Origin of the sequence: Lacinutrix gracilariae (assembly GCF_042684485.1) — a bacterium.
GTDB classification, from domain to species: domain Bacteria; phylum Bacteroidota; class Bacteroidia; order Flavobacteriales; family Flavobacteriaceae; genus Oceanihabitans; species Oceanihabitans gracilariae.
In genome coordinates this window covers 163,389-183,929 of sequence record NZ_JBHULM010000009.1, presented here as the reverse complement: position 1 = coordinate 183,929, position 20,541 = coordinate 163,389, and the positions used below count along the sequence as shown (strand labels likewise).

At 31.6% G+C, this 20,541-nt stretch carries 22 protein-coding genes; 12 read left to right on the top strand and 10 right to left on the bottom strand.

Annotated elements, in window-relative coordinates; all coding sequences use genetic code 11:
• Positions 1-51: 51 nt before the first annotated feature.
• Positions 52-1,329: an NAD(P)/FAD-dependent oxidoreductase gene (locus tag ACFSSB_RS07025; protein WP_379902466.1), complete on the bottom strand. Its 1,278-nt coding sequence runs from the start codon at positions 1,327-1,329 to the stop codon at positions 52-54.
• Between the two features lie 131 nt (positions 1,330-1,460).
• Between ACFSSB_RS07025 and ACFSSB_RS07020 the strand changes: the two genes are divergently transcribed.
• Together ACFSSB_RS07020 and ACFSSB_RS07015 are read left to right on the top strand one after the other, a co-directional pair.
• Positions 1,461-1,955 carry an RNA polymerase sigma factor gene (locus ACFSSB_RS07020; RefSeq protein ID WP_379902463.1) on the top strand — a complete coding sequence of 165 codons (495 nt, stop codon included), beginning with the start codon at positions 1,461-1,463 and terminating at the stop codon, positions 1,953-1,955.
• Positions 1,956-1,959: 4 nt separating this feature from the next.
• The gene (locus tag ACFSSB_RS07015) at positions 1,960-2,604 is read left to right on the top strand and encodes a hypothetical protein (RefSeq protein WP_379902461.1); all 645 of its coding nucleotides are present in this window, start codon (positions 1,960-1,962) and stop codon (positions 2,602-2,604) included.
• Between the two features lie 6 nt (positions 2,605-2,610).
• On the opposite strand, the gene ACFSSB_RS07010 is transcribed toward ACFSSB_RS07015, so the two are convergent.
• Positions 2,611-3,414 (bottom strand): lysophospholipid acyltransferase family protein, encoded by an 804-nt coding sequence (locus ACFSSB_RS07010; protein ID WP_379902457.1) that lies wholly within the window; start codon positions 3,412-3,414, stop codon positions 2,611-2,613.
• Positions 3,415-3,462: 48 nt separating this feature from the next.
• Positions 3,463-4,104, bottom strand: coding sequence for an NUDIX hydrolase (locus tag ACFSSB_RS07005; protein ID WP_348304651.1), 642 nt, complete (start codon positions 4,102-4,104; stop codon positions 3,463-3,465).
• A 2-nt stretch (positions 4,105-4,106) separates the two neighbouring features.
• On the opposite strand from ACFSSB_RS07005, the gene ACFSSB_RS07000 reads away from it, so the two are divergent.
• Positions 4,107-4,814 (top strand): peptidylprolyl isomerase, encoded by a 708-nt coding sequence (locus ACFSSB_RS07000; protein ID WP_379902454.1) that lies wholly within the window; start codon positions 4,107-4,109, stop codon positions 4,812-4,814.
• Between the two features lie 140 nt (positions 4,815-4,954).
• On the opposite strand, the gene ACFSSB_RS06995 is transcribed toward ACFSSB_RS07000, so the two are convergent.
• Complete coding sequence (locus ACFSSB_RS06995) at positions 4,955-5,557, bottom strand: trimeric intracellular cation channel family protein (RefSeq protein WP_379902451.1); 603 nt, start codon at positions 5,555-5,557, stop codon at positions 4,955-4,957.
• Between the two features lie 160 nt (positions 5,558-5,717).
• Here ACFSSB_RS06995 and ACFSSB_RS06990 point away from each other — a divergent pair, with 160 nt between their 5' ends.
• Positions 5,718-6,194 carry a DUF2141 domain-containing protein gene (locus ACFSSB_RS06990; RefSeq protein WP_348304646.1) on the top strand — a complete coding sequence of 159 codons (477 nt, stop codon included), beginning with the start codon at positions 5,718-5,720 and terminating at the stop codon, positions 6,192-6,194.
• Between the two features lie 100 nt (positions 6,195-6,294).
• On the opposite strand, the gene ACFSSB_RS06985 is transcribed toward ACFSSB_RS06990, so the two are convergent.
• The gene (locus tag ACFSSB_RS06985; RefSeq protein ID WP_348304644.1) at positions 6,295-6,774 is read right to left on the bottom strand and encodes a Dps family protein; all 480 of its coding nucleotides are present in this window, start codon (positions 6,772-6,774) and stop codon (positions 6,295-6,297) included.
• Between the two features lie 103 nt (positions 6,775-6,877).
• Between ACFSSB_RS06985 and ACFSSB_RS06980 the strand changes: the two genes are divergently transcribed.
• Together ACFSSB_RS06980 and ACFSSB_RS06975 are read left to right on the top strand one after the other, a co-directional pair.
• The gene (locus ACFSSB_RS06980; protein WP_348304642.1) at positions 6,878-7,837 is read left to right on the top strand and encodes a hydrogen peroxide-inducible genes activator; all 960 of its coding nucleotides are present in this window, start codon (positions 6,878-6,880) and stop codon (positions 7,835-7,837) included.
• A 276-nt stretch (positions 7,838-8,113) separates the two neighbouring features.
• Positions 8,114-8,713: a cupin domain-containing protein gene (locus ACFSSB_RS06975; RefSeq protein WP_379902447.1), complete on the top strand. Its 600-nt coding sequence runs from the start codon at positions 8,114-8,116 to the stop codon at positions 8,711-8,713.
• Positions 8,714-8,750: 37 nt separating this feature from the next.
• Here the strand turns inward: ACFSSB_RS06975 and ACFSSB_RS06970 are convergent, their stop codons facing one another.
• From ACFSSB_RS06970 to ACFSSB_RS06960, 3 genes are all read right to left on the bottom strand, one after another.
• The gene (locus tag ACFSSB_RS06970; RefSeq protein ID WP_379902444.1) at positions 8,751-9,293 is read right to left on the bottom strand and encodes a YfiT family bacillithiol transferase; all 543 of its coding nucleotides are present in this window, start codon (positions 9,291-9,293) and stop codon (positions 8,751-8,753) included.
• Between the two features lie 141 nt (positions 9,294-9,434).
• Complete coding sequence (locus tag ACFSSB_RS06965; protein WP_379902555.1) at positions 9,435-10,367, bottom strand: peptidylprolyl isomerase; 933 nt, start codon at positions 10,365-10,367, stop codon at positions 9,435-9,437.
• A 146-nt stretch (positions 10,368-10,513) separates the two neighbouring features.
• The gene (locus tag ACFSSB_RS06960) at positions 10,514-12,715 is read right to left on the bottom strand and encodes a RecQ family ATP-dependent DNA helicase (RefSeq protein ID WP_379902442.1); all 2,202 of its coding nucleotides are present in this window, start codon (positions 12,713-12,715) and stop codon (positions 10,514-10,516) included.
• 198 nt (positions 12,716-12,913) lie between these two features.
• Here ACFSSB_RS06960 and ACFSSB_RS06955 point away from each other — a divergent pair, with 198 nt between their 5' ends.
• The 4 genes from ACFSSB_RS06955 to lptB all read left to right on the top strand — a co-directional run bounded on the left by ACFSSB_RS06955 (position 12,914) and on the right by lptB (position 15,938).
• The gene (locus ACFSSB_RS06955) at positions 12,914-13,879 is read left to right on the top strand and encodes a KpsF/GutQ family sugar-phosphate isomerase (RefSeq protein ID WP_379902439.1); all 966 of its coding nucleotides are present in this window, start codon (positions 12,914-12,916) and stop codon (positions 13,877-13,879) included.
• Positions 13,879-14,721 carry a twin-arginine translocase subunit TatC gene (tatC, locus tag ACFSSB_RS06950; protein ID WP_379902437.1) on the top strand — a complete coding sequence of 281 codons (843 nt, stop codon included), beginning with the start codon at positions 13,879-13,881 and terminating at the stop codon, positions 14,719-14,721. The genes ACFSSB_RS06955 and tatC overlap by 1 nt, the downstream gene beginning before the upstream one ends.
• Positions 14,714-15,064: a carboxymuconolactone decarboxylase family protein gene (locus ACFSSB_RS06945; RefSeq protein ID WP_379902434.1), complete on the top strand. Its 351-nt coding sequence runs from the start codon at positions 14,714-14,716 to the stop codon at positions 15,062-15,064. Before tatC ends, ACFSSB_RS06945 begins: the two co-directional genes overlap by 8 nt.
• 133 nt (positions 15,065-15,197) lie before the next feature.
• Entirely contained in the window at positions 15,198-15,938 is a 741-nt protein-coding gene (gene lptB / locus ACFSSB_RS06940; protein WP_379902431.1) for an LPS export ABC transporter ATP-binding protein, read from the top strand.
• A gap of 337 nt (positions 15,939-16,275) precedes the next feature.
• Here the strand turns inward: lptB and ACFSSB_RS06935 are convergent, their stop codons facing one another.
• Both ACFSSB_RS06935 and ACFSSB_RS06930 read right to left on the bottom strand, forming a co-directional pair.
• On the bottom strand, positions 16,276-17,157 hold the full coding sequence (locus tag ACFSSB_RS06935; RefSeq protein ID WP_379902429.1) for a DUF808 domain-containing protein: 882 nt from the start codon (positions 17,155-17,157) through the stop codon (positions 16,276-16,278).
• A gap of 38 nt (positions 17,158-17,195) precedes the next feature.
• Positions 17,196-17,936: a CDP-alcohol phosphatidyltransferase family protein gene (locus ACFSSB_RS06930; RefSeq protein ID WP_379902426.1), complete on the bottom strand. Its 741-nt coding sequence runs from the start codon at positions 17,934-17,936 to the stop codon at positions 17,196-17,198.
• Between the two features lie 275 nt (positions 17,937-18,211).
• Here ACFSSB_RS06930 and ACFSSB_RS06925 point away from each other — a divergent pair, with 275 nt between their 5' ends.
• Both ACFSSB_RS06925 and ACFSSB_RS06920 read left to right on the top strand, forming a co-directional pair.
• Positions 18,212-19,282, top strand: a complete 1,071-nt coding sequence (locus ACFSSB_RS06925; RefSeq protein WP_379902423.1) for a putative type IX sorting system protein PorV2 — start codon at positions 18,212-18,214, stop codon at positions 19,280-19,282.
• A gap of 15 nt (positions 19,283-19,297) precedes the next feature.
• Complete coding sequence (locus ACFSSB_RS06920; RefSeq protein WP_379902421.1) at positions 19,298-20,461, top strand: lipoprotein N-acyltransferase Lnb domain-containing protein; 1,164 nt, start codon at positions 19,298-19,300, stop codon at positions 20,459-20,461.
• The last annotated feature ends 80 nt before the right edge of the window (positions 20,462-20,541 follow it).

The window sequence follows — 20,541 nt, the reverse complement described above, 5'->3', positions numbered from 1 at the left end:
CAATCTAAATCCTGTTTTTTACCTTAAAATTAAAAAAGACTTACTACACCATTAGTTCAACCTTTTAAAAGGTCTAATAATTAGTCTTGCGGCTTTATCAAAGTTTATATAATTATACGTCCAATTAAAGAAAACAATAATTCTATTTCTAAAACCTACCAATGCCATAAGGTGAATAAACATCCATACAAACCAAGCAAAAAATCCTGCAAACTTAAAATGTTTTAAGTCTACAACTGCTTTATTTCTTCCAACAGTAGCCATAGAACCTTTGTCTTTATACACAAACTTTTTAAGGGATTTACCTTCTATTAAACGTATTAAATTTTTACCAAGAAGTTCTCCTTGTTGTATTGCTGGTTGTGCTACTTGAGGATGTCCATTAGGATAGTCTTTTGTTTTCATTAAAGCAATATCTCCTAATGCAAAAATAGAATCATAAGCTTCTATTTGGTTGTATTCATTAACCAAATAACGATTACTACGCTCTGCTACAACTGTTGCTTTTAAACCATTAACCGGATTTCCGGTTACTCCTGCTGCCCAAATAAGGGTTTCAGACTCTAAGGTTAATTCAGAATTGGTTTGCACTGTTTTTCCGTCATAATCCTTTACAAAAGTATTACAATGTACTTGCACACCAAGATCTACTAAAAATTTCTCTGCTTTAGCAGAAGCATGCTCACTCATAGGTGGTAATAGCCTTGCATTACCTTCTAACAAATGAATTTGCATATCACTAGGATTTAAATCTTTGTAATCTCTTGGCAGTATATTATTTTTAAGTTCTGCAATTGCTCCTGCCAACTCTACTCCTGTTGGTCCTCCTCCTACAATTACAAAATTTAAATAAGCTTTTCTTTCATTTAAGGTATCAGAAATAGCCGCTTTTTCTAGATTTTGAAGCATTAAACTTCTAATATCTAAAGCTTGCGGAATACTTTTCATAGCCATACTATATTTTTCAACAGCTGGATTACCAAAAAAATTTGTTTTGGTTCCTGTAGCTATTACCAAATAGTCATACCTTAAATCGCCAATATTTGTTTTAATAGATTTTGTTTCCGGAAAAATTTGTTCCACTTCTGCCAACCTAAAAAAAGCATTGTCATTTTTTTTAATAATTTTTCTAAGTGGATAGGCAATAGAATCTGGTTCTAATCCTGCACTAGACACTTGATATAATAAGGGTTGAAAAGTGTGATAATTGTGTTTGTCTAACAAAACAACTTGTACCGCTTTGTTTTTTAAGGTTTTAGCAAGCTTAACTCCAGCAAAACCACCTCCAATAATAACAATTCTAGGTATTTTTGATTCGGGAATATTCATAAATGAAGTGTAAAAAAAATGTAATTCAAAGTTACTAAAATACCTTAGTAAATACTATTTTTAAAGAAACATATAACATATGTGTAACATTTTTAAATTTACACTACTAATAGAGTAACTAAACCACCAATTTGAATAAAGAGTTAGAACATAGTTTTGTAGAACAACTTGAAAAACATCAAAACATTGTACATAAAGTTTGTAGGCTTTACACCAACAATCAAGATGCGCATAATGATTTGTTTCAAGAAATAACCATACAGCTTTGGCGTGCCTTCCCTAAATTTAGAGGAGACGCTAAGTTTAGTACATGGATGTATCGTGTTGGATTAAACACAGCCATAACCCTTTACAGAAAAAGCAAACGTAGAGTTAATACACAAGACTTTGATGCTATACAATTTAAAATAAAAGCAGATGAATATGATGACACTGAAGAAGAACAGTTAAAGCTACTATACAAAGCAGTACACCAATTAAACGATATTGAAAAAGCCTTAGTTTTTTTATACTTAGAAGATAAAAACTACAAAGAGATTAGCGAAACAATGGGAATTAGCGAAGTGAATGCAAGAGTGAAAATGAACAGAGTGAAAAAAAAATTAAGAACCATTTTAAATCCGTAAAACTATGGATGAATTAGAATTATTAAAAAAAGACTGGAAGAAAGAGGATGCATCTCGCTATCCTAAACTTACCTATAACGAAATTTATAAAATGATATTGAAGAAATCTTCTTCTATTGTTAAATGGATTTTTATTATTAGCATATTAGAGTTTGTATTATGGTCTGCCATATCTTTTGGATTAAAAGATGCAGAGTACAATAAGCGTTTTGACTCTTATCATGCAGAAAACATTATAACTCCTTTTATAGTTCTTGGCTATATCGTATTGGCATACTTTTTTTATAGATTCTTTATGAACTACAAAAACATTTCTGCTACAGACAATGCAAAAGTACTCATGGAAAACATATTAAAAACTAGAAGAACTGTAAAACAGTATGTTGGTTTCAACCTAATATATTTAGCCCTTTCGTCTTTTATTATTTTAGGAATTCAATTTAATAGAGACGAAGAAATGCTTGGTTATATTGAAAACGCTTCGGCAAACGGAGAATTACTAAAGTTTTACGCAGTCACTATTTTAGTAACAGTTGCAGCTATTGCTATTCTTATTGCAATTATTCTAGGCTTTTATTACTTAATTTATGGTATTTTATTAAAACGCCTTAATAGCAATTATAAAGAATTAAAGAAACTAGAACTGTAGTAGTTCTTAAGTAGTCCACTTTCGTTTTTTATTAAGCTCTTCTTGTAAAGCAAGTTCTTTTTGAGGTATTACCTTTAAAAAAGAAGGATGTTGCTCTATGGCATACTCTATCTTTTCTACTATACTTGCAATACTTTCGTTATCGTAATCAATATCAAGAGGTTGTTTTATTTCAAAACTCTGTAGAATATTTTTCTTTTTAATACGCAATCCTTTTTTATCAAAACTACGTCTAAAACCATCAATAACAATAGGTACAACAACAGGTTTGTATCTTTTAATTATATGCGCAGTTCCTTTTCTAATGGGTTTAAAAGGTGTGGTTGTTCCTTGTGGAAATGTAATTACCCAACCATCATCTAAGGCCTTACTGATATTAGAAATATCACTCATTTTAACCTGTCTGTTAATATCCTCTCCTTTAGATCTCCAAGTACGTTCAATACTAATAGATCCTACATAAGCTAATATTTTTGGTAACAAACCAGCGTTCATGGTTTCTTTTGCTGCTACGTAGTATATGTTTAATTTCGGGTTCCATAGGTACCCAATGTTTTTTATAGAATCGTCTCTATTACTTAAACTAGCATTAAACACATGAAACATTGCAACTACATCTGCAAAATAGGTTTGATGGTTAGAAATAAATAAAACATTAGTATCTGGTAGATTTTTAATAATATCAGAACCTTCAATTTGTAGTTCGTTAAAACCACGAAATCTTCTATGTGTTAATGCGCCTAAAATGCGAATCAACCATTTTTTAACAAAAAGAATATGACCAAAAGGATTTTTTTTAAACAATCCCATAAATAAATTTTATATCAGTTAGACAACAAAAGTAATAAAACATAAGCGTTACAAGGCTAGTTTTAACAAGTCTTTTATTTCACTTAACATCATGGCTGTTGCTCCCCAAACTACATAATCATTAAGTTTAAAAGCAGGAACCACAACATCACGCTTGTAAGAAGTTGAAACCAACTCAGTTATAACGCGCTTCTCTTCTAAAAAATGCGATAAAGATACCTCAATAATATCTTCTACTTCACTTTCTTGTTTAATAAAACTAGGTGTGCTATTACTATAACCTATAAAGGGTTGCACAAAAAAATTACTTGGCGGAATATATACTTGTGTTAAGGTTTTAAGTACTTTAATATCTTGCATAGGCACACCAACCTCTTCTTCGGTTTCGCGTAAAGCAGTATGTTTTAAAGAAGAGTCTTGTGCTTCTACTTTTCCGCCAGGAAATCCTACTTGAGCAGAATGCACTCCTTTGTAGGTTTTTCTTAATATTAAAACAAATTTTGTTTTTTGTGCTGCATCTGGATAAAACAATGCTAAAACAGCAGATTGCTTCGCGTTTTTTATCTCCTCTTGTCGCTTTTGTAAAAGCGATTCCCTAAAAGGAGGCGACATTTTAAACTGTGATGCTTCGGCTGGAAGCTCTAGATTGTTTATTTTTGATGTTACTTTTAAAAACTCATTAAAATTCATCTATGCGATTTGTATTATTATGCTTAATTCCTCTTCTTTTTCTGAATTGTGAAGATAAAAAAACAGAACCTAAGAAGACTTCAAAAATAGTTCAAAATACTTCAGAAGAAAAAAAAGAAGCTAAAAAAGATTCTGTAATACAACCTGAAAGAGAATACCCTTTTCTTACAGATGATAATGCTATGGAATTCTTTTTAGAGTATGAAAAACATAATAAAGAAAACAAAGTAAGAATTACCACAGATTTTGGAGAAATTGATATTTTACTTTTTAACGAAACCAAATTTCATCGCGCTAACTTTATCTTTTTAACCAAACAAAGCTATTTTGACAATACACAGTTTTACAGAATTGTAAATAATTTTATCATTCAAGGTGGTAATACAGATGATGCTAAAGTAAAACGCAAAAGAAAAAAAATTGGTAAATACCTATTACCAAAAGATACCAAGAGAGGATTTAAACACCATAGAGGCGCTGTAAGTATGCCAAGTGGAGCTATTAAAAACCCTTACAAATTAGCTTCGCCTTATCAATTTTTTATTGTTCAAAAAAAGGATGGTGCATACCATTTAGATGGTGATTACACCATTTTTGGTAAAGTAATTCGTGGTATGGATGTGGTAGATGAAATAGCCAAACAAGAAACAGATAATGCCGAATGGCCTTTGCATAATGTTTACATTAAAAAGGTAGAAATTATTGAGTAATTGTTAGTTGTTAGTTGTTAGTTGTTAGTTGTTAGAAACATCTATTTTTTAACACCAACTACAAAAAACATTTACCAATTACTTAAACTGCACACTGTTTACTGCTCACTGCTCACTCACTGACCACTGACCACTGCTCACTACTCCTTATACAAACCAGGTAAACTAATTTTAAACTTTACTGCAATTAATCGCGTAAGTATAACCACTACACCTGCAATTATAAACACAAAATTACTATCTATAGGTAGCTTGCGCACTAAAAAATAAGTAAGACCTCCTAATATACATGCCGTTGCATAAATTTCTTTTCTAAAAATCACAGGTATTTCATTACACAAAATATCTCTAATAACACCACCAAAACAAGCAGATATAGTACCAAGAGCAATACAAATTATAGGGTCTAATCCTGCTAAAAGCCCTTTTTCTATACCTACAACAGTATACAATCCAATACCAATAGTATCAAATAAAAATAAAGAAGTACGTAAATAATTAATCTTAGATCTAAAAAGTATGGTTAATAGTGTAGTAATTAATATTACATAGGTAAAGGTCATATTGGTCATCCAACTAACAGGAGTTTGCCCAATAAGTATATCTCTTAAAGTTCCTCCTCCTACTGCTGTTACAAAAGCAATAATTAAAACACCAAAAGCATCCATTCTTTTATTCATAGCTATTAAAACGCCAGAAATAGCAAAAGCAATGGTACCTAATATATCAATGATATAAAACATAAAATTTTAATTAAAAATTACACCTTTAAACGCTGCAAATGTATAGTATTAAAGTTTTAAATTACAATTCAGTCATTAATTACTACAATTGGGTATAAGCATTTTGGTAACCCTTTTCATTATAACCATCTTTACACTGTAATTAATAAAACCATAAGCAATGAAAACTTTACAAAAAAACCACAAACCACAGCTTTTAAACCAAAACACAATAGTTAAATCTTTTGCTTTACTACTTGTTTGTATCTTATCTTCTTTTGTTGGCCAAGCACAAACCGAAACCAAAGGTCATGCTATAACAGTAACCGTTAAAAACATAAAAAACACCAACGGAAACGTTATTTTATCATTACATAATGCTTCTACTTTTATGAAAAGTAAAGGATTAGAAAGTAGTGCTACCAAAATAAACGGAGACAGCGTAACTTTTACTTTTAAAAATGTAATTCCTGGGGAATACGCCATAATGGGAGTACATGACGAAAACAGCAACAACCAAATGGATTTTGAATTAAACGGAATGCCTAAAGAAAGCTATGGCATGTCTAACAACCCAATTCTTTACGGACCACCAACTTTTGATGCTGCTAAATTTGAAATCAAAAAAGAAGACGTAAATATTACCATTCGTTTTTAACAGCACATAAAAAGCTATTAAAATCAAAAGCCACGTAAAACATTTGTTTACGCGGCTTTCTTCTCGCTATTAATCAGTTATTTAGGGAATAACTTTACGGTTAGACGGTTTCATTCAGCCAAGCTTTCATCATCCATACAGTTTTTTCTTGTTCTGCAATAAAATCGCTCATCATAGAGTTGGTACCTTCATCATTTGCATCACCTGCTTTTTGCAAAATAGCACGCTCTATTTGTAGTAATTCAGATAAAGAATCTACAATTAATTGTACAGCCTTAGTATCTTCAGATATGTTTTTACCTACAGGCACTTTTGCAAGTTCACTATAGTCTGCAAAGGTATGTAAAGGGGTTTCTCCTAGAGTTAAAATACGTTCTGCAATTTCATCTACTTTCATATTAGCATCTGTATATAATTCTTCAAATTTTATATGAAGATTAAAAAATGCTTTCCCTTTAATATTCCAATGAATACCTCTTAAATTTTGATAATACGTTTGAAAATTAGCCAATAATCCGTTTAAATCTTGTGCTAATTCTTTTGTGATTTTGGAATCTAATCCTATACTATTTAGTGTCATAATTATTGCTTTTTGTTATACTACAAAGTTATTCAATATTTAACCGTTTTATACATAAGTTTTATTGATAGTTTTTATATTTTTATAGTCTAAATTGATATAGATGACAATTACACAATTATACTACGTATTGGCTGTTGCCGAAAATCAGAATTTCACAAAAGCTGCAGAAAAATGTTTTGTTACACAGCCTACTTTAAGTATGCAAATACAAAAATTAGAAGACGAGTTAGACATTCTTATTTTTGACCGAAGCAAAAAGCCTATTGAACTTACAGATGTTGGTAAAAAAATTGTTAATCAAGCTAAAAATATTGTTAATGAGTCTTATAGAATTAAAGATATTGTAGACCAACAAAAAGGATTTATTGGTGGCGAATTTAAACTAGGAATAATACCTACTGTAATGCCAACACTGCTTCCTATGTTTTTAAAAACATTCATTAAAAAATATCCAAAAGTAAAACTTATAATAGAAGAGTTAACCACAGACGAAATTATCTCTAGAATTAATGAAGGCCATCTAGATGCTGCTATTGCTGCAACGCCTTTATTAAATGAAAACATTAAAGAACGTGTACTGTATTTTGAACCCTTTGTTGCATACATACCTAAAAACCATAGGTTACATGCTACAACTAAAATAAATACTAGCGATTTAGAAATTGACGACATGCTTTTATTAGAAGATGGACACTGTTTTAGAGATGGTGTAATTAACTTATGTAAAGTATTAAAAGACCATACAGATCACTCTTTTCAACTAGAAAGCGGTAGTATAGAAACCTTAATAAAACTATCTAATGAAGGTTTAGGCATGACCTTATTACCATATTTACACACCTTAGACATGTCTGAAAAAAACAAGGAAAACCTTCATCATTTTACAGAGCCTTCTCCTGCAAGAGAAGTGAGTATTATTTACCATAAAAGCGAACTTAAAATGCAAATTATTGAAGCTTTACAAGATGTTATTTCTGGTATTATTAGAGGTGCTATTGCTTTTCAAAATGTAGAAATTATTAGTCCTTTACCTAAAAAACAAAGCGTATTAAGTAACTAGTTAACTACAATAACCAGCAACCTTTTACAAACCATATTATTTATTTTCTTGAGTTTTTGTGCTACTGAAAAAAACAAACCAAATTTAAGTAGACACTACCAACACTAACCTTTACTTAAAACCAAGCAGGCAGCTGTATTTGTATATTTTACTGAAAAACAGTAACTTACAAATTAAAATTCTATATAAACTTTAAATACAAGACCTAAAAAGGCTTTGTTAATTAAAGTTTACTACTATATAGAAAAGTGTAATAACCAAGAAAAACCAACTATTATGGACCGAAAAAAGTTTATAAAATCGACTGCATTAGGTTTAGGAGCTCTATCTTTTGCTCCTATGGTAAATGCCTGTAAAACGGAATCTAAAAATGAAAATTTAGACCAATTAGCACAAGTAGAAACGATAAAAAGTAAAGAAGTTGAACAAATTGTGGAACGTATAGATCCTAAAATTGTTAAAAACAAAGAAGGGCAACTTTTAAATGTTCTTGGCGACAACCAAAATATTAAATTAACAGGTAAAGACACCAACGGACAATTCACTTTAATAGAGCAAAATAACAAACCAGGAGTTGGTATTCCTCCTCATGTTCATGAAAATGAAGATGAAGTATTTCAAGTAATTGAAGGTCAGGTTGAAATGCGTATAGGAGAAGAAACAACCACTTTACATGCTGGAGATTTAATTTTTTGCCCAAAGGGAATTCCGCATTCATGGAAAGTTGTTGGCGAACAAGACACTAGAGCAATGCTAAGTATTTTTCCTGCAGGACTTGAAAACATGTTTGAAGAACTAGCACAACTACCTGTTGGTCCTCCAGATTTTGAAAAAGTGACAAAAATTTGTGGCAAGTACAACCTAAAGTTTGTGTAATAAAGTAACACACCAACAATAGATTATTTTTAACCTACTACAACCAATCTTTACGTTTTAAAAGATTTTCTATATGCGCAAAATGGTGTAGGCTATGCCATGCATAAATACCAATATTCTTTTTTAAAACTACGGGATCATTATGTTCTGGATGTATAAAAGACTTGTTTAAATCTGTTATATCTAAACCTTTTAGTAAATATACCAACTTAATATGTGTGGCTTTTAAATGGAGTAAAGACATTGCAATTGGTGCTGTTTTTGCATCTTCTAGTGCTGCCCAATGCTGTTCATAATAGTACTTAATAACAGGTGAGTCTTCTGTTAAAGCCCATTTAAAACGTATATAACTATGCAAATGACTATCTGAAAGATGGTGTATCACCTGTCTAACAGTCCAACCTTCTGTTCTATATGGTGTATCTAGTTGTTTATCATTTAATCCTGTAACCAGTTTTTCTAAACGATCAGGAAAGTGCTCTAGTACAAAAATCCATGTATTTATATCTTGTTGTGTTACTTCTTCAGGACATTCAAACTGCCCTATAGGATATTTTAATTGCTCAAGAGTATCTTTCATAAAAAACAAGTTTTAAACTGCTAACCAAAATGGTAATACAATTAAAACCCTAAGATATATATTTCTTAAGAATGTATACACATAAAAAACGCCTCATTAAAAATGAAGCGTTTTTTTTGTATAAATATATTTTAATAGTGCTTATTTCACATCCATTAACTCTACATCAAAAATTAATGTAGCGTCTGGTGGAATTACTCCTCCTGCACCTCTGCTTCCGTAACCTAAGTGACTAGGAATAACAAAACGAGCTTTATCTCCAATTTTTAATAATTGAACACCTTCATCCCAACCTGAGATTACTTGTCCAACTCCTAAAGGAAATTCAATTGGTTCTTTTCTTTTATAAGAAGAATCAAAAACGGTTCCGTCTGCTAATTGTCCTTTATAGTGTACAGAAACTGTTTTTCCTTTTTCAGCTTTTGCTCCAGTACCTTCTTGAAGTATTTGGTAACGTAAACCACTATCTGTTTTATTAAATCCTGCTGCAATTTTATCTAAAGCTGCTTCTTGTGCTGCTTTTTCTACTGCTAAACGTTTTTCACGAGAACCTTCAAAAGTTCTAAATGCTTCAACAGCATTAAAACCTTCTGCATCTGCACCTACTCTTACTATTTCTAAAGTAGTAATTTCATCGCCTTGTGCAATAGCATCAACTACATCTTGTCCTTCTACAACTTTACCAAAAACAGTATGATTATTATCTAACCAAGGTGTTTCTACGTGAGTTATAAAAAACTGACTTCCGTTTGTTCCTGGTCCTGCATTTGCCATAGATAAAATTCCTGGTGCATCATGCTTTAATTCTGGATGAAACTCATCATCAAATTTATAACCAGGATTTCCTGTTCCTGTACCTTGAGGACATCCTCCTTGTATCATAAAATCAGGAATTACTCTATGAAATTTTAAACCATCATAATAAGGAGTTCCTTGTGGCTTTACTTCGTTTTCTAAGTTTCCTTCTGCTAAAGCAACAAAGTTACCTACAGTTCCTGGAGTTTTCTGGTATTCTAAAGCTACTAATATTTCGCCTTTTGTAGTATTAAATTTTGCGTATAAACCGTCTTGCATTGTCATAATTTTTAATGAATTGCAAAGATAGCGAATGATTTTAGATTAACGAATTACGAGTTTATTTTTTTAACCTTATTAAAAGATTAACAAATAAAACACTACCTACTACCTACTACCTACTACCTACTAAACTTAGTTGTTCACTAATTAGCCACTTCACTAATAAACTTAATTCTATACAAACGCAGTTCTTCATCATCATAATCTCCATCAAACTCTTCAATAGCAACATCTATTTTATCGGTTTCCGATTCCATAAAATACTCATGAATTTCCTCTTGTTGGTCTTCGTCTAAAATATCATTAATCCAATAATCAATATTCAATTTGGTTCCAGAAAACACAATAGCTTCCATTTCTTTAATAAAAGAAGCCATTTCCATTCCTTTAGCCTCTGCAATATCACTTAATGGCAACTTTCTATCTACGTTTTGAATAATATAAAGTTTTAATGCCGAATTACTTCCTGTAGATTTAACCACCATATCATCTGGTCTAATAATATCGTTTTCTTCTACATATTTAGAAATAAGTGCTACAAAATCTTTACCATATTTTTTTGCTTTTCCATCACCAACACCATGAACATTAGAAAGTTCTGCTAGTGTGATTGGGTATTTTAAAGACATATCTTCTAATGAAGGATCTTGAAAAATAACAAATGGAGGCACTCCTAGTTTTTTAGCGTTTTTCTTACGTAAATCTTTTAGCATAGCCATTAACGCAGCATCTGCTACTGCAGCACCACCTTTGGCTTGTGTGATTATAGAATCATCTGTGGTTTGATCAAAAACGTGATCTTCGGTCATCATAAAAGACTCCGGATTTTCAATAAAATCTTTACCTGCTGGCTGTAGTTTGATAACGCCATAAGTTTCTATATCTTTCTTTAACAAACCTGCTACTAGTGCTTGTCTTATTAAAGCCATCCAGAAAATCTTATCGTGATCTTTACCTTTTCCAAAAAACGGTTGTTCGTTTGTTTTATGCGAGTTTATTAAGGCATTTTCTTTACCTGTAATAACGTTTACTAAATCTTTAGATTTATATTTTTGATTTGTACTAGCTACAATTTCTAGGGCTAGTTTTACTTCTTCTTTTGCTTCTTGCTGCTTTTTAGGATAACGTACATTATCATCCATATCGCCTCCTTCTCCAGTTTCATTGTCAAATTCTTCACCAAAATAATGCAGTATAAACTTTCTTCTAGAAATTGAGGTTTCTGCAAAAGCTACCACTTCTTGTAATAAAGCATGGCCAATTTCTTGTTCGGCAACAGGCTTTCCAGACATAAATTTTTCTAACTTCTCTATATCTTTATAAGCATAATAAGCTAAACAATGTCCTTCTCCTCCATCACGTCCTGCTCTTCCGGTTTCTTGGTAATAACTTTCAATACTTTTTGGTATATCATGGTGTATTACAAAACGTACATCTGGTTTATCTATTCCCATACCAAAGGCAATAGTAGCAACCACCACATCAATGTCTTCCATTAAAAACATATCTTGATGTTTTGATCTTGTTTTAGCATCTAAACCTGCATGATAAGGTACCGCTTTAATACCATTTACTTGTAAAGCTTGTGCAAGTTCTTCTACGCGCTTTCTACTTAAACAGTACACAATACCAGATTTACCTTCGTTTTGTTTTATAAATCGAATAATATCTGCATCAACCGTTTTGGTTTTTGGTCGTATTTCGTAGTATAAATTAGGTCTATTAAAAGATGCTTTAAAGGTCTTTGCATCAGACATGCCAAGATTCTTCAATATATCTTCTTGTACTTTTGGTGTAGCAGTAGCAGTAAGACCTATAATAGGAATATTATCACCTATACGTTGTATAATGTTTCTTAAATTTCTGTATTCTGGTCTAAAGTCATGTCCCCATTCACTAATACAATGCGCTTCATCAACAGCCATAAAAGAAATTTTAACCGTTCTAAGAAACTCTACATTATCTTCTTTTGTTAAAGATTCTGGTGCTACATATAATAGTTTGGTAATACCATTGGTAATATCCTGCTTTACCTGTTTTACTTCTGTTTTGTTCAATGACGAATTTAAAACATGAGCAACACCATCGTGTTCAGAAACACTACGTATGGCATCTACTTGGTTTTTCATTAAGGCTATTAATGGAGAAACAACAATTGCTGTTCCTTCTTGCATTAAAGCGGGTAGTTGGTAACATAAAGATTTACCTCCTCCTGTTGGCATTATAACAAAAGTGTTTTGTCCAGATAAAATACTCTGTATTACACCTTCTTGCAATCCTTTAAACTTACTAAAGCCAAAATATTTTTTTAGAGAAACTTGTAAGTCCTTTTCAGTAATAGACATGTATTGTTTTTAATATTAAAATTATTATAAAAATACACTAAATTCTTTTTGCTATTAATTAGTAGTGTATATAATCAACCTCATTAATTTTTCGTTAACTTTGCAGCTAAATTTTGTAGGTCTACAATTTGAAATTACTTGACCAACATTAAAGATAAAAAAATCTTTATTAGCAACAACTTAAAAAACTCATAAATTTTGAGCAATATACATTCTATTATTTCTACGGCAAAGCAAACTATTGAGTTAGAGAGCAAAGCAATTTTAAATTTATCGCATTTAGTAAATGATAATTTTGCAGAAGCTGTTAACCTTATTTATAACTCTAAAGGTAGAGTAATTATTACAGGAATTGGTAAAAGTGCTATTATTGCTACTAAAATTGTAGCTACTTTAAATTCTACAGGTACACCTTCTGTTTTTATGCATGCTGCAGATGCCATTCATGGTGATTTAGGTTTAATATTAAAAGACGACGTAGTTATTTGTATTTCTAAAAGCGGAAACACGCCAGAAATTAAAGTTCTTGTTCCTTTAATTATGAATGCTGGTAACAAAATGATTGCCATTACAGGGAATAAAGATTCCTTTTTAGGGCTGCAAGCAGATTATGTTTTAAATGCTTTTGTTGAAAAAGAAGCTTGCCCAAACAATCTTGCTCCTACAACTAGTACTACTGCACAATTAGTACTTGGTGATGCTCTTGCAGTTTGCTTATTAGAATTACGAGGCTTTTCTAGCAAAGACTTTGCTAAATACCATCCTGGTGGAGCTTTAGGTAAAAAACTATATCTACGTGTTCAAGATATTTCTTCGGTAAACCAAAAACCAAAAGTATCTCTTAATACAAGTATAAAAGAAGTAATTGTTGAAATTACCGAAAAAATGCTTGGAGTAACTGCTGTAGTTGAAAACAAAAAAATCGTGGGTATCATTACAGATGGTGATTTACGTAGAATGCTTAGCAAAGTAGATGATTTTTCTACCCTTACTGCTAAAGATATTATGAGCGAAAACCCAAAACGCATAGATGTTAACGCAATGGCTGTTGATGCTATGGAGGTTTTAGAAACCTATGGTATTTCGCAAATATTAGTAGAAGACAAGGGCAATTATGCTGGTGTGGTACACGTACATGATTTAATAAGAGAAGGTATTATATAATGGCTAAAAAAAATGTAAATGAGATGTCTTTTCTAGACCATCTTGAAGATTTAAGATGGCATCTAGTACGTATTTGTATTGCTGTAGTACTTTGTGCTGTAGTAGCTTTTTTATTTAAAAGCTTTATTTTTGATGTTATTATACTTGGTCCTAAAGACATGGCTTTTCCTACCTACAGATGGTTGTGTAGCGCTAGCCAATTAATAGGTATAGAAGACTCTTCTTTTTGTGGTGAAAGCTTTCCGTTTCAAATTCAAAGTAGAACCCTTGCTGGACAATTCTCTGCACATTTATGGACCTCTATTTACGCTGGTTTTATTATATCGTTTCCATATATATTATACCAACTCTGGGCATTTATTAGCCCTGGTATGCATGAAAATGAACGCAAACACTCTGGTGGCTTTATTGTAATCTCTTCTATTTTATTTTTTCTAGGGGTACTTTTTGGTTATTATATAGTAACCCCTTTATCTATTAACTTTCTTGGTACCTACTCGGTTAGTCAAGAAGTACATAATGATTTTGACTTAGCTAGTTATATTGGACTAGTAAGAGCTACTGTAATTGCTTCCGGATTAATTTTCGAGCTTCCTATTATTATCTACTTTTTAACCAAAGTAGGTCTTGTAACACCAGAATTCTTAAAAAAATACAGAAAATACGCCCTTGTAATAGTGCTTATTCTTTCTGCAATCATAACACCTCCAGATATAGCAAGTCAAATTATTGTTGCTATACCTATATTAATACTTTATCAAGTAAGTATCTATATTTCAAAAATTGTAGTACAAAGAGAGGCTAAAAAAAATCCAGATAATAAAATAACAAAGCATGTCTAATATAGTAAACGAATTTAACGAGTATCGTTCTAAGATGAATGATAAAATTCTTTCAGATAATAATAAAGTAATCAAACGTATTTTTAATTTAGACACAAACGCTTTCGCGGAAGGAACACTAGATAAAAAAACCAAAGAACTTTTAGGGCTTGTAGCATCTATGGTGTTACGTTGTGATGATTGTGTAAAATACCATTTAGAAGCCTGCTACAAAGAAGGACTTACTAAAGAACAAGTGGTAGAATCCTTAAGTATTGCCAATTTAGTTGGTGGCACAATTGTAATTCCGCACTTAAGAAGAGCCTATGAATATTGGGATGCTTTAGAAGAAGCCCAAGGTTAAACTTTACTTAAATTAATAGTGTATACCTTATACTATTATGGTTTTTATTATTTTTAACCACAAGTACACAAAAAATAAAGCAAGAGCATTAACAAGCAAGATGTGCTAAATAAACAACAATAGATCTAAACATATGAAACTTAGAGCAGAACATTTAATGAAATCCTATAACGGACGAAAAGTGGTAAAAGACGTTTCTTTAGAAGTAAAGCAAGGAGAAATTGTTGGTCTTTTAGGTCCTAATGGAGCAGGAAAAACAACTTCGTTTTATATGATTGTTGGACTGATAAAACCTAATGGTGGAAACATTTATTTAGAAGATACTAATATTACAAAATACCCAATGTACAAACGTGCTCAAAATGGTATTGGGTATCTAGCACAAGAAGCTTCGGTATTTAGAAAACTAAGTATTGAAGATAATATTTTAAGCGTATTACAACTTACCAAACTAAGCAAAAAAGAACAACACCTTAAAATGGAATCTTTAATTGAAGAGTTTGGTTTAGGACATATTAGAAAAAGTAGAGGCGATTTACTTTCTGGTGGAGAACGTAGACGTACCGAAATTGCACGTGCATTGGCTACAGACCCTAATTTTATTTTATTAGATGAGCCTTTTGCTGGTGTTGACCCTGTTGCTGTAGAAGATATTCAACGTATTGTAGCACAACTTACCAAAAAGAATATAGGTATATTAATTACAGACCACAACGTACAAGAAACCCTTGCCATTACAGATAGAACGTATTTAATGTTTGAAGGTGGTATTTTAAAAGCAGGAAAACCAGAAGAACTTGCTGAAGATGAAATGGTACGTAAAGTATACCTAGGACAAAACTTTGAACTTCGTAGAAAGAAAATAGATTTTTAATTCTTGCTTTTGGGAATCCCTGTGAAAACAGGAGTTTTTGTCACATTCCTGCGCAGGCAGGAATGACAAACGACAATAATTTTAGAACGTTTAAAATAATACGAATCACAAAAAGACACCATACTGTCATTCCTGCACAGGCAGGAATCCACACATAAAAAGAAGAATAAAAACAGCAAGAAAACACCCATCATTCTTATTGATTCCTGAGTTCCCAGGAATAACGAACAACAGTAATTTTAGACACTTAAATTAATCATACTCACAAAAAGACGCATTACTGTCATTCCTGCGCAGGCAGAAATCCATAAGAAAAACCAAGAAGCCCTTAAAAAGCCTACTGCTTTTCCTTTTTAGGTAAAAATAACTTTACCAATTTCACAACCAATAAAGCCGCAAAACCTACCAATAAACCAACAAGAAAGTCTCTAATAAAACTAGGAATCTGCTCTAAAAAGTGATGAAAGAAATCTACATTATGAACAAAAATACCTCCTGCAACTAATACCAATGCAATAGTACCAATAATTGACAAAGCCTTAATAACTACAGGTAGTGCATTCACTAAAAGGTTTCCTATAAAGGTAGCCACACTTTTTTCACCTTCTCCTAAACGTACCAATCGATACCCAAAGTCATCCATTCTTACAATTAAAGCTACAATACCATAAACTCCAATAGTAGCAATAATAGCCACTATAGTTACTACTATTATTTGAAAATGAATAGGTTTTCCTATAACGGTTCCTAGAGCTATAATTACAATTTCAACAGACAGAATAAAATCGGTAAAAATAGCCGACTTTACTTTCTTTTTTTCTGCAAGAACAATCTCTTCTTTAGTAAGCGCTGTTGTTGCGTCTACCTCAACTGTTTCCTCTTTATGAGGCACAATAAATTCGTAAATTTTTTCTGCTCCTTCAAAAGCTAAATAAATTCCTCCTAATATTAAAGCCAATGTAATTGCCCATGGAGCAAAAGCACTCAATAAAAAAGCAATAGGCAAAATAATTAACTTATTTAAAGCAGATCCTTTGGTAATTGCCCATAAAACAGGAATTTCTCTACTAGCAACAAAACCCGTTGCTTTTTCGGCATTTACTGCTAAGTCATCTCCTAAAATACCTGCTGTTTTCTTGGTGCTAATCTTACTCATTACAACAACGTCATCCATTAACGCTGCTATATCATCTAATAATGCAAAAAATCCTGATGCCATGTACTATCTGTATTTTTGTTTTAAAACCACGTAGGTTTTTATTGTGAAACTAAGGATAAAATAATATACGTAAGAATAATTAAAGGGATTGCTGCAAATTGAAAAACAATTAAAAACACCAAGCTTAAAAGTATAAAGGTATAACGTATGGCATTGCCTTTAAATCCGTAAGTTTTAAATTTTAAAGCAAATAGTTTCACCGAACTATTTAACATATAACAACTTAAAATAGTTATTGCTAATAAAACCCAAGTATTTAAAATAATAGCATTCATAGCGTCGCTATTTTGATATTCTAAAATTAAGGGTAAAGAAATAATTAGCAAGGTATTGGCTGGCGTTGGTAAGCCTTTAAAGTAAGACTGCTGTTCTTCATCTAAATTAAATTTAGCCAACCTATACGCAGAAGCCAAAGTAATGCACAAACCTACTAATGCTAACGGAACCACCTTAAAGCTATCTCCTCCTAAAAAAGAGCTCCATGAAGAAATTTCAATACCTGGATTGTCACTCGCTAAAGTAATTAGTTTATACATAAAAATACCAGGAACCAAACCACTTGTTACCATGTCTGCAAGCGAATCTAATTGTATTCCTAATGCACTTTGTACATTTAGTTTCCTAGCAAAAAATCCATCAAAGAAATCAAAAAATATTCCTAGAAAAACAAATAATGCCGAAGCAACAAATAGGTTGTTTACTGCTAAAATTACAGCAATGCTTCCGCAGAATAAATTAAGTAAAGTTATAAAATTCGGAATGTAGCTTTTTAGTTGCATAATCTTGTATAAGTTGTAAAAATAGCAAACTATTTTCGTCTAAAACAAAAGTTCCTCTTTAAATTTACTACCAATAGGCTCCTTTTTTCACTTCTATCTTTCGTAACAAAAACAGGAATAACTATGGCTATGATTGATTTTCTTAAAAATAGAAGACTAAAATAAACCTCTTTTATTTCTTTTTTAACCAAGTATAAACGTCTGCAAACAATATCTATTGCTTTTTCAAGTTTAATATGTTGAAAAATAATAGCATATTTGTAAAAAATTTATTCTTGAAAAATCTACTAACTATACTACTACTAACTTTTTGTGTATCTGTTTCTGCACAAACCACACGAAAATATTCTAATGAATTTATGAATATTGGTGTCGATGCTGCTGCTTTAGGTATGAGCAATGCAGTAACCGCATTCTCTCACGATGTAAATTCTGGTTACTGGAATCCTGCAGGATTAGTACATATAGAAGACAAACAACTTGCTTTAATGCATTCTAGCTACTTTGCAAACATTGCTAATTATGACTACGCAGCCTTTGCAATGCCTATAGATAATAATAGTGCTATTGGTATTTCTTTAATACGTTTTGCAGTAGATGATATTTTAAACACCACACAATTAATTGATGATGACGGAAACATAAACTATGACCGAATTAGTTTATTTTCTACAGCAGATTATGGGGTTACATTTTCATACGCTAGAAAACTACCTTTTGAAGGTTTAAACTATGGTATTAATGCAAAAGTAATACGTCGTGTTATTGGTGACTTTGCAAACTCTTGGGGATTTGGTTTAGATGCTGCCATACAGTTTGAAACTAGAAACGAATGGAAATTCGGAATTATGGCTAGAGACATTACAACCACCTTTAACTCTTGGGCTATTGATGAAGAGGAGTTTGCTACAGTACAGGATGCTGTTGAAGGACAAAATCAAGAACTACCAGAAACTACAGAACTAACAATACCTAAATTACAATTTGGTATTGCTAAAAAATTCATTTATCGTTATGACTTTTCTATTCTTACAGAAGTAGACCTAAATATAAGGTTTGAAGAAAATAACGATTTAATTTCTACTTCCATAGCTAGTATTACTCCTTCTTTTGGTTTTGAAGTAGGCTATATAGACATGATTTACCTAAGAGGTGGTGTTGGTAATTTTCAAAATGAATTGCAATTAGATAATTCAGAAAAGGTAAGCTTTCAACCTAGTATAGGTATTGGTTTTAAATACAATTGCATTCAAGTAGACTATGCATTTACAGATATTGGCGACCAAAGTGTTGCTTTGTACTCTAATGTATTTTCTTTAAAAATAGACTTTAGCTGTTTTAGATAGTTAATACCGTAAAAAATGACAAAACGCTTTCTAGTTGTAGTATTCTTTTTCTCTTTTGTAATTACCCAAGCACAAAATGTATATAACCATACAGAAATAAGCATTTTAACCATTGGGCCTGGTACTTCGTTAAATGATGCTTTCGGGCATAATGGTATTCGTGTAAAAACTCCATATACAGATGTGGTGTATGACTACGGAAGGTTTCCGTTTAACGACCCTAATTTTTACTTAAATTTTGCTAGAGGAAAGCTCTTATACTCTCAAGGCCATAGTCCTACATATCCTGTTATTGACTATTACAAAAGGCAAAACAGATCTATTAGAGAGCAAGTTTTAAATCTTACTACAAAAGAAAAGCAAGACATGCATGCCTTTCTTGAAACCAATGCTTTACCTCAAAACAAAGATTATTTATACGATTTCTTTTATGATAACTGTGCAACTAAAATTAGAGATGTTGCCGAAGAGATTACAAACAAAAACATACAGTTTAATACTCCTCCTGATCTAGGAGAATACACTTTTAGAGATTTAATTCAGCATAACTTACAATGGAACTCTTGGGGAAGCCTAGGTATTGATATCGCTCTTGGGTCTATAATAGACAAACAAGCCACGCCTTATGAGTATATGTTTTTACCTAAATATATACATCTGTTTTTTAATAATGCAAGTATTAAAACCACAGGAGAAAACCTTGTAACCAAGCAAGAAACACTATATAGCAAAAAAGAAGTAAAGCAAGAACAGCCCTTTTTTAGTAGTCCTATTTTTGTTTTAGGCCTACTAGGTATTTTTATACTAGGTCTTACTTATAAAGACTTTAAGCAAGGTAAAAGAAGTAGATGGTTAGATACTGCCCTTTTTATTATAACAGGTGTTATTGGTGTGTTTATTTTATTATTATGGTTTGCTACAGACCATACAGCAACAGCCAACAATTATAACCTGCTTTGGGCCTTTGCACTTAATCTTTTTGTAGTAAATCAAGTACTAAAAACACAACCTAAAAGCTGGTTTATTAAATATATTAAACTGCTTATTATCTTGTTATGCTTATTAGTATTTCATTGGGTAATGGGAGTACAACGATTTGCTTATGCACTAATCCCTTTACTAGTTGCTTTAACCGTAAGATATGTATATCTGGTGCGTTACTATACCAAAAGCAAGTAAGCTCCTAACTGTCGATCTTTTTTACTAAAGCAAGCTATATATCTCTATTTATAAAAAACTAGAAGGTTTAACACTTCCTG

Excerpts from the sequence above, each read along its gene's own strand:
- ACFSSB_RS07025 (WP_379902466.1), bottom strand. The coding sequence starts at position 1,329 with ATGAATATTCCCGAATCAAAAATACCTAGAATTGTTATTATTGGAGGT.
- ACFSSB_RS07015 (WP_379902461.1), top strand. The coding sequence starts at position 1,960 with ATGGATGAATTAGAATTATTAAAAAAAGACTGGAAGAAAGAGGATGCA.
- ACFSSB_RS07010 (WP_379902457.1), bottom strand. The coding sequence starts at position 3,414 with ATGGGATTGTTTAAAAAAAATCCTTTTGGTCATATTCTTTTTGTTAAA.
- ACFSSB_RS07005 (WP_348304651.1), bottom strand. The coding sequence starts at position 4,104 with ATGAATTTTAATGAGTTTTTAAAAGTAACATCAAAAATAAACAATCTA.
- ACFSSB_RS07000 (WP_379902454.1), top strand. The coding sequence starts at position 4,107 with ATGCGATTTGTATTATTATGCTTAATTCCTCTTCTTTTTCTGAATTGT.
- ACFSSB_RS06995 (WP_379902451.1), bottom strand. The coding sequence starts at position 5,557 with ATGTTTTATATCATTGATATATTAGGTACCATTGCTTTTGCTATTTCT.
- ACFSSB_RS06990 (WP_348304646.1), top strand. The coding sequence starts at position 5,718 with ATGAAAACTTTACAAAAAAACCACAAACCACAGCTTTTAAACCAAAAC.
- ACFSSB_RS06985 (WP_348304644.1), bottom strand. The coding sequence starts at position 6,774 with ATGACACTAAATAGTATAGGATTAGATTCCAAAATCACAAAAGAATTA.
- ACFSSB_RS06980 (WP_348304642.1), top strand. The coding sequence starts at position 6,878 with ATGACAATTACACAATTATACTACGTATTGGCTGTTGCCGAAAATCAG.
- ACFSSB_RS06975 (WP_379902447.1), top strand. The coding sequence starts at position 8,114 with ATGGACCGAAAAAAGTTTATAAAATCGACTGCATTAGGTTTAGGAGCT.
- ACFSSB_RS06970 (WP_379902444.1), bottom strand. The coding sequence starts at position 9,293 with ATGAAAGATACTCTTGAGCAATTAAAATATCCTATAGGGCAGTTTGAA.
- ACFSSB_RS06965 (WP_379902555.1), bottom strand. The coding sequence starts at position 10,367 with ATGCAAGACGGTTTATACGCAAAATTTAATACTACAAAAGGCGAAATA.
- ACFSSB_RS06960 (WP_379902442.1), bottom strand. The coding sequence starts at position 12,715 with ATGTCTATTACTGAAAAGGACTTACAAGTTTCTCTAAAAAAATATTTT.
- tatC (WP_379902437.1), top strand. The coding sequence starts at position 13,879 with ATGGCTAAAAAAAATGTAAATGAGATGTCTTTTCTAGACCATCTTGAA.
- ACFSSB_RS06945 (WP_379902434.1), top strand. The coding sequence starts at position 14,714 with ATGTCTAATATAGTAAACGAATTTAACGAGTATCGTTCTAAGATGAAT.
- lptB (WP_379902431.1), top strand. The coding sequence starts at position 15,198 with ATGAAACTTAGAGCAGAACATTTAATGAAATCCTATAACGGACGAAAA.
- ACFSSB_RS06935 (WP_379902429.1), bottom strand. The coding sequence starts at position 17,157 with ATGGCATCAGGATTTTTTGCATTATTAGATGATATAGCAGCGTTAATG.
- ACFSSB_RS06930 (WP_379902426.1), bottom strand. The coding sequence starts at position 17,936 with ATGCAACTAAAAAGCTACATTCCGAATTTTATAACTTTACTTAATTTA.
- ACFSSB_RS06920 (WP_379902421.1), top strand. The coding sequence starts at position 19,298 with ATGACAAAACGCTTTCTAGTTGTAGTATTCTTTTTCTCTTTTGTAATT.